Raw genomic sequence first — 13692 nt, forward strand, 5'->3', positions numbered from 1 at the left:
GTCTCCTCTCTCCTTTGCTTGCCTTGATCACCGCGATGCGGTGAAACCTTGATTCTCTGGATGCCGCGCACCGCATCTTGTTCATCCGTCCGCACCTAACCGAAAAAAGCGGGAATGCAGCTCCCCGACAAGATTGTTCCCGCTGCGAAGCGCGGCGGCGAAGGGGCTGCATTCATCGCGGTTTCCCGAAAACCGAACAAGTCCGCAACGTTTCGCCGCCTCAAACGGCTATTCATCCCGATAGCGCGCGTCCGCCCAGCCTTTTGTCCGGCGCACGATCCAAAGCGCGACGGACAAAACGATGAGCGTCACGGACACGACTTGCGCCGCGCGCAGGCTGCCGGCGAGCATCAAGCTGTCGGTGCGCATCCCTTCAATCCAAAAGCGGCCGATCGAGTACCAAATCAAATACGACAAAAACAGCTCTCCGCGCCGCAAGTTGACGCGCCGAAGCCAAAGCAAAAGACAAAAACCGGCCAAATTCCAAAGCGATTCGTACAAAAACGTCGGATGCCAATAGCGCCCGTCAATGTACATTTGGTTGATGATCCAATCCGGCAAATGCAAATTTTCAAGAAACTGGCGCGACACAGGGCCGCCATGCGCCTCTTGGTTCATAAAATTGCCCCAGCGCCCGATCGCCTGGCCTAAAATGATGCTTGGTGCGGCAATATCGGCGAGCTTCCAAAACGACAGCCCGCGCGCGCGGGCGAACACCACGCCCGTCGCCACCGCCCCGATCAAACCGCCGTGAATGGCGAGGCCGCCTTTCCAAACTTTTGGAATCTCTGACAAATGCTTTGAATAATAGTGCCATTCAAACAACACGTAATACGCCCGCGCGCAGACAATGGCGATCGGCACGGCAAACAGCACTAAATCGACAAACGTCTCTTTCGGCAAGCCGAGCCGCACCGCTTCGCGCGTCGCGAGCCATAGCCCAATCAACACACCGGTGCCGATAATGACCCCATACCAATAAATCGTAATAGGGCCAAGGTGCAAAAACACGCGGTCAAGCGGCTGAATCGTCGATTCCATCGTTTCCACCTCCTATGCTCCATGCCCAAACGAGATCCATTCCTTTGACGCAAGAAACGCCGACGATCAGTCGTAATCGTGCGCGCCGTCTTCGATGGCGTCGCTCAATCGCGCCGAAAACTCCTCAGCCGCGTTGACCCCGAGCCGCTTCAGACGGAAATTCATCGCCGCCACTTCGACGATGACCGCCAAGTTGCGCCCTGGGCGGACCGGAATCGTCAATTTCGGCAATTCCGTGTCCAAAATTTTCACTTTCTCTTCTTTCAACCCAAGCCGGTCGTACTGTTTGTCCGGGTCCCACAACTCCAAATCGATGACGAGCGAAATGCGCTTATGCGTCCGCACCGCCCCGGCGCCGAACAGAGTCATCATGTTGATGATGCCAAGTCCGCGAATTTCGAGCAAATGTTCAATCAACTCGGGCGCGCTGCCGACGAGCGTATCTTCATCTTCTTGGCGGATTTCCACACAGTCGTCGACGACCAACCGATGGCCGCGTTTGACGAGCTCCAGCGCCGTTTCGCTTTTGCCGACGCCGCTTTTGCCCGTGATCAACACCCCGATGCCGTACACATCGACCAACACCCCGTGCACCGCGGTGGTGGGGGCGAGCTTGCTTTCCAAATAGTTTGTCAATCGGCTTGACAGGCGGGTCGTTTTCATCGTCGAGCGCATGACCGGCACCGACTGGCGCTCAGACGCTTCGATCAGCTCCGGCGGAACCTCAAGTCCACGCGAGACGATGATCCCTGGCGTAATGTCCGTGCAAAGCCGTTCCATCCGCGACTTTTTTTCTTCCGGCGTCAACATTTCATAAAACGACAGCTCCTTCCGTCCGAGCAACTGCAGACGCTCCGCCGGGTAATAGGCGAAATAGCCGGCCATTTCAATCCCCGGCCGCGACAAATCGCTTGTCGTAATCGGGCGGTAAATGCCCTCCGCGCCGCTGACGAGCTCGAGCTGGAACTGTTCAATGATGTCTTTCGTCCGCACTTTTGGCATACGTCGCCTTTCTCCCCTTTCTTCATCTTTCTTCCATTGTAACACGTTTCGTTCCGCCCTTGAATGGAAAACATCGGGGAAAACAAAACAGGGACGGCTCACCCCGTCCCGATCAAGCCAAACACATCAAACCGAAACGATCTTCACCGCATCGTTTCTCCCATTGCAACCTCTTGCCGCATTCGCCATCTTTTCACACGATCACGGAAAAACCATGGCGCCACCGGCCTTCCAATGGATCACGCCCCGTTACGACCGGTTGTGGAGCGGCTCGATCACCGCTTTTTGCACAAGCAAATGGAAAAACGACAAGACGATCGACGCAAGCAGCGCCGTGCCAAAGCCGCCGATTTGAAACGCATCGCCCATCAGCCCTGCAGTCATCATGAGCGTGATGGCGTTAATGACAAACAAAAACAAACCGAGCGTCAACACGGTCACCGGCAGCGTCAACAAGATGAGCACCGGGCGAACGACGGCGTTGAGCACCGCCAAAATCACGCTCGCCAAAAACGCCGCGCCGATGCCGCTGAAGTGAATATCGTCAAAATAGCCGTCAATCGCCATGAGCAACACCGTATTGATCAACACACCGATCAGCCAATTGAGCATTTCATCACCATCTTTATTCGAGTCTCGCGCCCGCCGGCCACACCTTGTTACAGTCCCAAAGAAACGGGGCCACGGCATTCGCCGGCAAACGGGCGCTTTCTCTTATTTTAACACTTGAATCCCTTTTATGACATTCCAAACAATGACAACAAGATTCACCGCCCCAGCAACGAGGAACCCAAGCCAGACGAGCCCGCCGCCAAAAAGAAGCGATTCCTCGCCCCAATGGCCGAACAGCACCGGCGACGCGGCCAACGCAATGAACAAGAGGATCGTAACGGCCGGAATCAAATGCGACACGAGCGACCGCTTCGCATGGCGTTTGACTTCAAGATCTTCGACAACAAAATAGACGACAATCGGCAAAATGAACGGCGCAAAAAAGACGCTGAAATAACAAAGCGCGGATAACACTTTGTTCGTCGACAATCGGCAATCCCCTTTCCAAGTTTCCTTTACCTGTATATACGACGGCCGCTAGGAAAAGTTTCCTGCCGACGGCAAAAAAAGGCGGAGGCCGCCGGTGTCCCAAGCGGCGGACAAAGCCGCAAAGGCCTTTACGCCTTCGCCGCTTCATATTGCGCCTGCATGCGCGCCCGGTCGCGTTCGAGAATCGGTTTTAAGTAGCGGCCGGTGTGCGATGCCTCGACCTCGGCCACCTCTTCCGGCGTGCCGACGGCCACGATTTGCCCGCCGCGGTCGCCGCCCTCTGGGCCTAAATCAATAATATAGTCCGCGGTTTTGATGACGTCCAAATTATGCTCGATGACAAGCACGGTATCACCGTTGTCGACGAGCCGATGGAGCACGTCAAGCAGCCGGGCGATGTCATCGACATGAAGCCCGGTCGTCGGCTCGTCCAAAATGTAGAGCGTCCGGCCGTTGGAGCGGCGGTGAAGCTCAGCGGCGAGCTTGACGCGCTGCGCCTCGCCGCCCGAGAGCGTTGTCGCCGGCTGACCGAGCTTCATATACCCAAGCCCGACGTCATAGAGCGTCTCGAGCTTGCGTTTGATTTTCGGGATCGAGGCGAAAAAGTCGAGCGCATCTTCGACCGTCATGTCCAAGACATCGGCGATGTTTTTCCCTTTATACGTCACCTCGAGCGTTTCACGATTGTACCGTTTGCCGTGGCACACTTCGCACGGGACGTACACGTCCGGCAAAAAGTGCATCTCAATTTTGATGATCCCATCGCCATGGCACGCCTCGCAGCGCCCGCCTTTGACATTGAAGCTGAACCGCCCTTTTTTGTAGCCGCGCACTTTCGCTTCGTTCGTTGAGGCAAACACGTCGCGGATGTCGTCAAACACCCCGGTGTACGTCGCCGGGTTCGACCGTGGCGTGCGGCCGATCGGCGACTGGTCGATGTCAATCACTTTGTCGAGATGCTCCAGCCCGCGGATGTCGCGATGCTCGCCCGGCTTGGCTTTCGCCCGGTTGAGCTTTTGCGCCAGCGCCTTATACAACACTTCGTTGACAAGCGTGCTTTTGCCCGAGCCCGACACCCCGGTGACAGCGACAAACGTGCCGAGCGGGATGTTCACCGATACGTTTTTCAAGTTATGCTCGCGCGCGCCGACCACCTCAAGCCAACGTCCGTCCGGACGGCGCCGCTCGGCCGGAATCGGGATGAATTTTTTTCCTGACAAATACTGGCCGGTGAGCGAGTTCGGATTGTCCATCACCTCTTCCGGCGTGCCGGCGGCGACGACCTCGCCGCCGTGGATGCCCGCCCCCGGGCCGATGTCAATCAAATAGTCCGCGGCTAGCATCGTATCCTCGTCGTGCTCCACGACAATGAGCGTATTGCCGAGGTCGCGCATGCTTTTCAACGTCGCGATCAAGCGATCGTTGTCGCGCTGATGAAGCCCGATCGACGGCTCGTCGAGGACGTACAGCACCCCCGTCAGCCGCGAGCCGATTTGCGTCGCCAAGCGGATGCGCTGCGCCTCGCCGCCGGAGAGCGTGCCGGCTGAACGGCTGAGCGTCAAATAGTCGAGGCCGACGTTTTGCAAAAAGCCGAGCCGGTCGCGAATTTCACGCAAAATAAGGCGGGCGATTTGCGCCTCTTTTTCGGTCAGCTCGAGCCCGTCAAAAAAGGCGAGCGCCTCGGTCACCGACATGGCGGTGACCTCGCCGATATGCTTGCCGCCGACAAGGACGGCCAGGCTTTCTTTTTTCAGCCGGTAGCCTTGGCATGTCGGACACGGTTGTTCCGCCATATACTTTTCCATCTGCTCGCGAATGTAATCGGAGCTTGTCTCCCGGTAGCGGCGCTCGATGTTGCGAACGACGCCTTCAAATGCGATGTATTGTTCACGCACTTGGCCAAAATCGTTCGTATAGCGGAAATAAATCGGCTCACCGCCGCTGCCGTACAAAATTTTCGCGAGCTGCTCTTTCGGCAACTCCTTCACCGGCACGTCCATCGGGATGCCGTAGTGGCGGCACACAGCTTCGAGCAGCTGCGGGTAGTATTGCGAGCTTTGCGGCTCCCACGGAGCGATGGCGTGTTCTTTTAACGTCAGCTCATCGTTCGGGATGACCAAATCGAGATCCACTTCGAGCTTCACCCCGAGCCCGTCGCAGTCCGGGCAGGCGCCGAACGGACTGTTGAACGAAAAGAGGCGCGGTTCAAGCTCCCCGATCGAAAAGCCGCAGTACGGACAAGCGTGCTTTTCACTGAACAAGAGCTCCCCCTCGCCGATCACGTCAACGACCACTTTGCCGTCGGCGAGCTTCAGCGCCGTCTCCAACGAATCGGCAAGCCTTGATGCGATGCCGTCCTTGATGACAACCCGGTCGACGACGACATCAATCGAATGTTTTTTGTTTTTTTCCAGCTCAATGTCCTCCGTCAACTCGCGCATCTCACCGTCAATGCGAACGCGCACATACCCTTGTTTGCGAATATCCTCCAATGTCTTGGCGTGCGTCCCTTTTTTTCCCGAGACGATCGGCGCCAAAATTTGCATTTTCGTCCGCTCCGGGTAAGCAAGCAGCCGGTCGACCATTTGCTCGATCGTCTGCGATTGGATTTCAATGCCGTGCGTCGGACAAACAGGGCGGCCGATGCGGGCGAATAGAAGCCGCAAGTAATCGTAAATTTCTGTCACCGTGCCGACGGTTGAGCGCGGGTTGCGGCTCGTCGTTTTTTGGTCGATCGAAATGGCCGGCGACAATCCTTCAATCGCATCGACGTCCGGTTTTTCCATCTGCCCTAAAAACTGGCGGGCGTACGCCGACAGCGATTCGACGTAGCGTCGCTGACCTTCCGCGTAAATCGTATCAAACGCCAGCGACGACTTCCCCGACCCGGACAGCCCGGTCAAGACGACGAGCTTGCCGCGCGGGATTTCAACGTCAATGTTTTTCAAGTTGTGGGCGCGCGCCCCTTTGACAATGATTTTCTCCATTCCGTTCACCCGGCCATCATCCTTCCGCTTTCAATTCGAAAATGACGTCGCGCAGCTGGGCGGCCCGCTCGAAGTCGAGCGCTTTGGCCGCCTCTTTCATCTCCGTCTCGAGCGTTCGAATCAGCTCTTCCCGCTCTTGTTTCGTCATCGCTGCCGCCGGCTTCGCCTCGTACATCTCCGTCTCTTCCGCCGCATACGTCGCGCGGATGACGTCGCGAATCTCCTTTTTCACCGTGCGCGGCACGATGCCGTGCTTTCGGTTGTACTCTTCTTGAATCGCGCGGCGCCGCTTCGTCTCTTGAATAGCGATTTCCATCGATTTCGTCACTGTATCGGCGTACATGATCACATGGCCGTTCGCGTTGCGCGCCGCCCGGCCGATCGTCTGGATGAGCGAGCGCTCCGAACGCAAAAACCCTTCTTTGTCGGCGTCCAAAATGGCGACAAGCGACACTTCCGGAATGTCCAATCCTTCCCGCAGCAAGTTGATGCCGACCAGTACATCGTATTTGCCGAGCCGCAAATCGCGGATGATTTCAATGCGCTCGAGCGTCTTAATTTCCGAATGCAAATACGCCACCTTGATCCCCGCTTCTTTTAAATAATCGGTCAAATCCTCCGCCATTTTTTTCGTCAGCGTCGTCACGAGCGTCCGTTCATTCCGCTCGACGCGCTCATGAATTTCGCCGATCAAATCGTCGATTTGTCCTTTTGTCGGACGGACGTCGATCGTTGGGTCAAGAAGCCCGGTCGGGCGAATGATTTGTTCGACAACGCCCGGGCTGTGCTCGAGCTCGTACGGCCCCGGCGTCGCCGAGACGTAAATAATTTGATGGATTTTTTGCTCGAACTCTTCAAACGTGAGCGGTCGGTTGTCGAGCGCCGACGGCAGACGGAAGCCGTGGTCGACGAGCACTTGCTTGCGCGCCCGGTCGCCGTTGTACATGCCGCGCAGCTGCGGCAAGGTGACGTGTGACTCATCGACGATAATCAAAAAATCGTCCGGAAAATAGTCAAGCAATGTATACGGCGTCGATCCCGGCGGCCGCAGCGCCAAATGGCGCGAGTAGTTTTCGATGCCGGAACAAAAGCCCATCTCGCGCATCATTTCCAAATCATAGCGCGTCCGTTGCTCCAGCCGCTGCGCCTCCAACAGCTTTCCTTGGGCGCGCAGTTCGGCGAGCCGCTCCTCAAGCTCTTGTTCGATGTTTTGAATGGCGAGCCGCATTTTCTCCTCGCGCGTGACGAAGTGCGACGCCGGGAAAATGGCGACATGCTCGCGCTCGCCGAGCACTTCGCCCGTCAAGGCGTCCACCTCGCGGATGCGCTCGATTTCATCGCCAAAAAATTCGACGCGAATGCAATGTTCATCGCGCGACGCGGGGAAAATTTCGACCACATCGCCGCGGACGCGGAACGTGCCGCGCCGAAAGTCGATATCATTGCGGTCGTATTGGATGTCAACGAGCCGCCGCAGCAGCACGTTGCGCTCGATTTCCATCCCCACGCGCAATGAAACGACAAGCTCGCGGTATTCTTCCGGCGACCCTAAGCCGTAAATGCATGAGACGCTGGCCACGATGATGACATCCCGGCGCTCAAACAACGCCGACGTTGCCGAGTGCCGCAATTTGTCGATTTCATCGTTGATTTTCGCATCTTTTTCAATGTACGTATCCGTCTGCGGCACGTACGCTTCCGGCTGATAATAATCGTAATAGCTGACAAAATATTCGACGGCGTTGTGTGGGAAAAACTCTTTCAGCTCGCTGTACAATTGACCGGCGAGCGTTTTGTTGTGGGCGATGACAAGCGTCGGCTTGTTGACTTGGGCGATCACGTTCGAGATCGTAAACGTTTTGCCCGTCCCCGTCGCCCCAAGGAGCGTTTGATGTTTCACACCCCGCTGCAAGCCGTCCACAAGCTTGGCGATCGCCTGCGGCTGATCGCCTTGCGGTTCGTACGGCGACACTAATTGAAAACGGCCCTCCACCGTTTCGCCTCCTTCTTCAATCCATCTTTCCCCATTGTATCATATCCTCTGCGCAGATGCACAAAAAATGCGAACTGGTATTCGTTCCAACCTGCACAGCGATTTCCATTCCGTCAGGCCGCTTCCAGCTGCATAGATAAAAAAGCGGACCGCTGCAGATGGGTCCGCTTCTCTGTCATTTCTTTAAGTTGTCCAACATTCGCCCCGCCAACAGAAAACCGGCAATCGTCGAGGCGATGTCGGCGACGATTTCGTGCAGCTCGTCCGTATACCCTTTGGCATACGAGGCGACAAGCAAGGCAACGGTCAACAACAACGCAATGTAACGGTTGTACGTCACCCGCGCAAACAGCAGCAACAAAAGGCACGGGATGATAAGGGCCGCGAGAAACCACATACGTCTAGTCTCCTTTACGACACAGCTTCGGACGCCGAAGAGCCTCGTTGATGAACGAACAGCAGACCAAGTTCGTGGTGGCCGTCTTCATACACCGCTCCTTGAACGAAGCGGATCTCGCCGTTATGGCTGATGACTTCCAGCTTGCAAAACGCGCGGTTGCGCTGGAGCGCCTCGTAAAACTCGGCCTCAGTCTGCACTGGAACGCCGTTCGCTTTTACAATCACTTCACCAATGCTTAACCCCATTTGTTCCGCTTTGGAATTCGGGAGCACCCCGACGATCACCACGCCTTGCGGATGGCGGGCAAACCGGGGCGGGCGGGCGCGGTCGGCGCGGTGACCGGAAAAGGCAATCCACTCCCGCCCAATGATGGCTGCAGCTCCTGCGGCAGCCCCTAGCAACGGATGCCATAATCCGAAGACGGCCAGCACGGCGACAAGCCAAGCGAGGCGAAGCACGCGCCGCCCTTCTTCACGAGCTGCTTCCGCCGGCAGCACGTGCTGCCGGCGCTGCGAAAAGCCGAGAAGAAACGGCACAAGCCAAAACGAATAGCCGTCCCCAGCTGGAATGAGCGGCCACCACGAAACCGACGGCAACGCGCCGTCGGATATCGGCAGCACGACCGGCACAAACCAAAACCGTTGCGTCCACTGCATGCCGACAATCATTCCACGTTTGCTTCTCGCAAGCTGCGGCGAGGCCGCCCCATTTCGCGAGCGGAGAATCAGCCATCCTTCCGCCAACAGCAACAACACAAGCAGGGCGGCAAGCGCCCCTCCATCCGCCGCACCGTCTGACAACAGATGAGCGGCAAGTCCGCTTGGCCCCGCCAAGCCGAGCAAGACGAGCGCTCCGCCCACTGTATAAGCCGGTGAAAGGAGGCGCGCCTCCATCGTCAGGCCAAGCAGGATCGTCAACCCCGTCACCGCCCACACCGCATCCGGCGGCAACGCGAGCCCGATGCCGGACGCAATGACAGACAGCACAGCGCCCGCAACCCATCCCCACGTCCAAAGCCCACGCCATTCTTGCCCCAGCCGATAGACGCGCACATGAAAATCGCGGCGCTCCCGCTTCACCCGCCGCCAGCCGGCACCCCAGGCCAACAGCAGGCCGTAATACAAGAGCGGCTGCCGCCACACATCGGCGACGCCTTCCAACCATTCCAATCCCCAAGTTGCCATCCGCCTTCCCCCTCGCTTCGTTCCCCATTCTTTATCTTCTATTCTACCAAATGACTGGGACAAATCCCATGCCTGCCGCCATCTTTTTTGCCTGAATGGCGAATTTGCGCTGTTTTCCACTTTCTTTGCCGAATGGACACTAGTTTTGTCGCCCGGGCAGGATTTCTTATGCCAATGAAAAAAGGGATATAGAAGAAGACAAAAAAGGAGGAGTGGAACGATGGAGTTAAAAACACCCGACGTTGCCGCCCGTCTCGGAGTGTCGCCAAAAACGATCCAGCGCTGGGTGCGGAAATACAACATTCCGCTGCAAAAAAATGAAGCCGGCCACTACTTGTTTGACGAAAAAACGATCGCCCTGCTTGAGCGGGTCAAATTTGAACAAGGCGCCGCGCTGGAAACGCAGCCGAAAGCAGAACCGAAAACACCGCCGGCCCCTAGCCGTCCTTCAACATCGCCGCCGAACGTTCCTATTCATGCCCTGTTTCAAGAATATGTCGGACCGGAAATCAGCCGCGTCTCCCTGCGCCTTGATCAACTCGAGCAGCAACTGGAACAAAAAGCGGATGACGTCGTTTCCGTTCAATTGCTGCACCACCGACGGGAGATGGAAGAAATCACCGCCCGCCTGACCGCCTTGGAACAGCTCGTTGCCCGCCTCGAGCAACAGCTGAATCACCAGCCGCCCGCCCCGCACAATCCGTCCGAAGAACCGAAGCGGAAACGGCGCGGCCTCGGGCGGGTGATGAACTTGTTTGTCTAACCGTGCAAAGGCACAATCAGCCCCACCAAACAGGCAACGAGTTTATCGTGCGCTCTGCCTTAGGCAGGGCGTTTTTTCTGTCCTTCCTTATGATCCGTCCTTTTCCTTCTCTTCACTGCTTCTTTACTCTTTTTTCATTCTTTTTTAATCATCGTTCTTTATAATCTGTAGATGAGCAAATTCACTGACATAAATTGACAACTAAACAAAAAAGGAGACATGAACCGGATTCCTTGGTTAGAATAGATGTACCACCAACTATCCACAAGGAGGTTCATGTCTCATGAATAGATTAGCACATCACCAAGGAATCCACAAGTTTTTCTTCACGCTGGGGTTGACGCTGCAGCTTTCCAAACCGGTCATCAAGCATCTCATTCATATTGTCGATGCCTTGACCACCAAGGGATTCTCGGGAACATTGACTGATATTCATTACTGGAGCTTTCATCAGAATCATCGAACGACGCTCCGTCACTTTTTCACGAAAAGCCCTTGGAACGAGGAAAGGCTGCTTGGGAAGCTTCAAGAGTAGATCCTTTCCCAGGTCGAACGACTGGCCAAACGGAAGAATCAACCCCTTTTTGTTTCGATTGATGATACGATTTGCCAAAAAACAAAGCCTTCGTCACGGGCTGTGCACGCCATTCAAGGGTGCGACTGGCACTACTCGCATAAAGATCATCAATCGGTCTGGGGGCATTCGCTCGTTTGGCTGATGGTGCACACCTTCACGCAGGCGTTCCCATTTGCGTTCCGCCTGTATGACAAGAAAGCGGGAAAAAGCAAGATCGACCTGGCGATCGAGATGCTTTCCTCGCTCAAGGTGAAGCGGGCTCAGCCGGTGTATGTGCTCATGGATTCGTGGTATCCGTCCAAAAAGCTCATCGAAGCCTGTCTGAAACAGGGATTCCATGTCATCGCGATGCTCAAGACGAACCGGATTCTCTACCCGAAAGGCATCGCCATCCAAGCCAAGCAGTTTGCCCGCTATATCGAGTCCAAAGACACCCGCCTCGTCACGGTGGGGCAGGAGCGTTATCGCGTGTATCGCTATGAGGGGGCCATCCATGGCCTCGATGACGCGGTGGTGCTGCTGGCTTGGAAGGCGGATCAGCCGATGGCGCCGGAACATCTTCATTGCATCTTGAGCACCGACCGGGAACTCGGGGACGAAGACATCTTGCGTTACTACGCCCAGCGCTGGACGATCGAGTGCTTTTTCCGGCAGGCGAAAGATCAACTGAAGCTGGATGGATACCGCGTTCGCCACATTCGGGCGGTGAAACGGTATTGGGCGGTGGTGCTCTTGGCCTGCGTGTACAGCATCGCCGAATCCCGACAAAACCTCTCCACCGGGCTGGAGCTTCTTCGGTCGCGGAAAGACCACAGCGTCGTCGAGTTCATTTATGACGCCGCAAAGCAAGATATTCCCATTGATGTGATCAAAAAACAGCTCCGTATCGCGTAAGGGGTACCCTGTTTGTCTCTCTAACCATGGAAATTATTGTAATGAAAAATGCTCATCTACAGTTTATAATGTATAATGTCCCGTGTTGCCAATGCTACACCTGTCCAAAAAGGGGGAGCAACAAGTGAAACAGATTGAACGCAGGGCCATCGCCGCTTCCTTTCTTATCTTAGCGCTCTATCTTTCCCCGCTTTACCTTCTCGGCGAGCATGCTCACATTCGTGTCCATGACAATATGGACTCAAACATCGCCTGGTACCGCGTGCTTGCCCGAAGTGGACAATTGTTTGGCCCGCTTGACGCCGTGATTCCGCAAGTGATCAACGGGTTGCCGCGCAACGCCTTCGGCACTGAATTCAGCGGCATCGTGTGGCTGCACGCTTTGTTTCCCTCCATGGTGGCGTACGCCATCAGCCAAACGATCACGAGGGTATTCGCCTTTTTAGGCATGTATTGGCTGCTCAGGCGCCACTTTTTGTCTTCACCGGAATCATGGCTCATTCGCGTCGGGGCGGCGCTTGCTTTTGCGCTGACACCGTTTTGGCCGTCCGGCATGTTAAGCACGCTCGGCATGCCGCTGGCGCTTTGGGCGTTTCTGTCGATCCGCAACGGAGAAGCGACATGGAAAGAATGGCTGGCGATCATCTTGCTTCCGTTTTACGCCAGCTTTGTGCTCGGATTTTTCTTTTTCCTCGCCGCGATGACGGCGGTGTGGCTGTTTGACGGCGTTGTCCGCAAGCAATGGAACAAGCGGTTTTTCGCCGCGATCGCCCTCATGACTGGCATCTTTTTGGCCATCGAGTACCGCCTCGTGTACTCGCTTGTCTTCAGCGGCGAACCGACGAGCCGGAACGAGTTCCTCTCCTCGCGGCTCAGCTTCGTCCATTGCCTTCGTTTAACGTTGAAAAATTATGTGCTCGGCCATACGCATGTGATGACCGTCCATGGGCCGATCATCTTGCCGGTGCTTTGGGCAGCGTTTTTTCTCGTTTTGCGCCGCCATCAGCGCGGGCCATTGGAGCGACGCTTCCTTTTGTTGTTTTGGTTGAACATCGCCTTATCGGCTTGGTATGCGTTTTGGTTTTACAAAGGGTGGCAGCCGCTGAAAGAACGAATTTCCCTTTTGAATACGTTCAATTTCGCCCGCTTCCATTTTTTGCGGCCGATGGTCATTTACATCGATTTTGCCTTGGCCTTGCAAATCTTAGCCAAGGAACGGACCGCATGGCGGCGCCTCGTGCCGATCGCCTTGGCGCTGCAGCTGCTTTTGCTTGGCGGGTTTAATGAAGAAATCCGCTATCGCCTCGCTGGCACCCCATCGTTCGAGCAGTTTTATTCCGAACATTTATTTACCAAAATCAAGCAATACATCGGCAAGCCGGTATCGTCCTACCGCGTCGCCAGCGTTGGACTTCACCCGGCCATCGCCCAATACAACGGGTTTTATACGCTCGATACGTACAACAATTTTTACCCGTTATCGTATAAGCGGAAGTTCCGCCGCATCATTGCCAAAGAATTAGACAAAAGCCCCGTGCTGAAAGACTATTTCGACCATTGGGGCAACCGCGTCTATTTGTTTTCGGCAGAGCTCGGGAAACATTACATGTTCACGAAACGCTCGCATAAGGTCATCCGTCATTTCGAGATCGACACAAAGGCGTTCAAACAGCTTGGTGGCAAGTACATTTTTTCCTCCGTTCCGATCGAAAACGCCCGCGACATCCATCTCCGCTTCTTGCGGGCGTTCACTGATCGACAGTCAGTCTGGAAAATTTATGTGTACGAAGTGGAGTGAAAGGGAGGTAAG

10 protein-coding genes and 1 pseudogene are annotated in these 13692 nt (G+C 55.8%); 3 read left to right on the plus strand and 8 right to left on the minus strand.

The window, feature by feature from the left end; genetic code table 11:
* Nucleotides 1-228 precede the first annotated feature (228 nt).
* From lgt to QSJ10_RS13625, 8 genes are all read right to left on the minus strand, one after another.
* Nucleotides 229-1041, minus strand: coding sequence for a prolipoprotein diacylglyceryl transferase (gene lgt / locus QSJ10_RS13590; RefSeq protein ID WP_033015140.1), 813 nt, complete (start codon nucleotides 1039-1041; stop codon nucleotides 229-231).
* A gap of 66 nt (nucleotides 1042-1107) precedes the next feature.
* Nucleotides 1108-2043: an HPr(Ser) kinase/phosphatase gene (hprK, locus tag QSJ10_RS13595; RefSeq protein WP_033015032.1), complete on the minus strand. Its 936-nt coding sequence runs from the start codon at nucleotides 2041-2043 to the stop codon at nucleotides 1108-1110.
* A gap of 249 nt (nucleotides 2044-2292) precedes the next feature.
* The gene (locus QSJ10_RS13600; RefSeq protein ID WP_033015030.1) at nucleotides 2293-2655 is read right to left on the minus strand and encodes a phage holin family protein; all 363 of its coding nucleotides are present in this window, start codon (nucleotides 2653-2655) and stop codon (nucleotides 2293-2295) included.
* Nucleotides 2656-2757: 102 nt separating this feature from the next.
* A complete protein-coding gene (locus QSJ10_RS13605) occupies nucleotides 2758-3084 on the minus strand; it encodes a magnetosome magnetite crystal formation protein family (protein ID WP_011232554.1) in 327 nt (108 codons plus the stop codon).
* A gap of 128 nt (nucleotides 3085-3212) precedes the next feature.
* A complete protein-coding gene (uvrA, locus tag QSJ10_RS13610; protein ID WP_049625150.1) occupies nucleotides 3213-6071 on the minus strand; it encodes an excinuclease ABC subunit UvrA in 2859 nt (952 codons plus the stop codon).
* 16 nt (nucleotides 6072-6087) lie between these two features.
* Nucleotides 6088-8064 carry an excinuclease ABC subunit UvrB gene (gene uvrB, locus QSJ10_RS13615; protein WP_049625137.1) on the minus strand — a complete coding sequence of 659 codons (1977 nt, stop codon included), beginning with the start codon at nucleotides 8062-8064 and terminating at the stop codon, nucleotides 6088-6090.
* Nucleotides 8065-8239: 175 nt separating this feature from the next.
* Entirely contained in the window at nucleotides 8240-8461 is a 222-nt protein-coding gene (locus QSJ10_RS13620) for a CsbA family protein (protein ID WP_033012047.1), read from the minus strand.
* A gap of 14 nt (nucleotides 8462-8475) precedes the next feature.
* Nucleotides 8476-9648: a PDZ domain-containing protein gene (locus tag QSJ10_RS13625; protein ID WP_033015020.1), complete on the minus strand. Its 1173-nt coding sequence runs from the start codon at nucleotides 9646-9648 to the stop codon at nucleotides 8476-8478.
* Nucleotides 9649-9868: 220 nt separating this feature from the next.
* Here QSJ10_RS13625 and QSJ10_RS13630 point away from each other — a divergent pair, with 220 nt between their 5' ends.
* The 3 genes and pseudogenes from QSJ10_RS13630 (at nucleotide 9869) to QSJ10_RS13640 (ending at nucleotide 13680) form a co-directional block, all read left to right on the plus strand.
* The gene (locus QSJ10_RS13630) at nucleotides 9869-10411 is read left to right on the plus strand and encodes a MerR family transcriptional regulator (protein ID WP_033012045.1); all 543 of its coding nucleotides are present in this window, start codon (nucleotides 9869-9871) and stop codon (nucleotides 10409-10411) included.
* Between the two features lie 283 nt (nucleotides 10412-10694).
* A pseudogene (locus QSJ10_RS13635) lies at nucleotides 10695-11882 on the plus strand (IS701 family transposase).
* Nucleotides 11883-12006: 124 nt separating this feature from the next.
* A complete protein-coding gene (locus tag QSJ10_RS13640; protein WP_080985662.1) occupies nucleotides 12007-13680 on the plus strand; it encodes a DUF6044 family protein in 1674 nt (557 codons plus the stop codon).
* The last annotated feature ends 12 nt before the right edge of the window (nucleotides 13681-13692 follow it).

The organism is Geobacillus stearothermophilus ATCC 12980 (assembly GCF_030369615.1).
Lineage (GTDB): Bacteria > Bacillota > Bacilli > Bacillales > Anoxybacillaceae > Geobacillus > Geobacillus stearothermophilus.

Bases quoted from the DNA above. Each gene is read 5' to 3' on its own strand.
- lgt (WP_033015140.1), bottom strand. From the start codon at position 1,041: ATGGAATCGACGATTCAGCCGCTTGACCGCGTGTTTTTGCACCTTGGC.
- hprK (WP_033015032.1), bottom strand. From the start codon at position 2,043: ATGCCAAAAGTGCGGACGAAAGACATCATTGAACAGTTCCAGCTCGAG.
- QSJ10_RS13600 (WP_033015030.1), bottom strand. From the start codon at position 2,655: ATGCTCAATTGGCTGATCGGTGTGTTGATCAATACGGTGTTGCTCATG.
- uvrA (WP_049625150.1), bottom strand. From the start codon at position 6,071: ATGGAGAAAATCATTGTCAAAGGGGCGCGCGCCCACAACTTGAAAAAC.
- QSJ10_RS13620 (WP_033012047.1), bottom strand. From the start codon at position 8,461: ATGTGGTTTCTCGCGGCCCTTATCATCCCGTGCCTTTTGTTGCTGCTG.
- QSJ10_RS13625 (WP_033015020.1), bottom strand. From the start codon at position 9,648: ATGGCAACTTGGGGATTGGAATGGTTGGAAGGCGTCGCCGATGTGTGG.
- QSJ10_RS13630 (WP_033012045.1), top strand. From the start codon at position 9,869: ATGGAGTTAAAAACACCCGACGTTGCCGCCCGTCTCGGAGTGTCGCCA.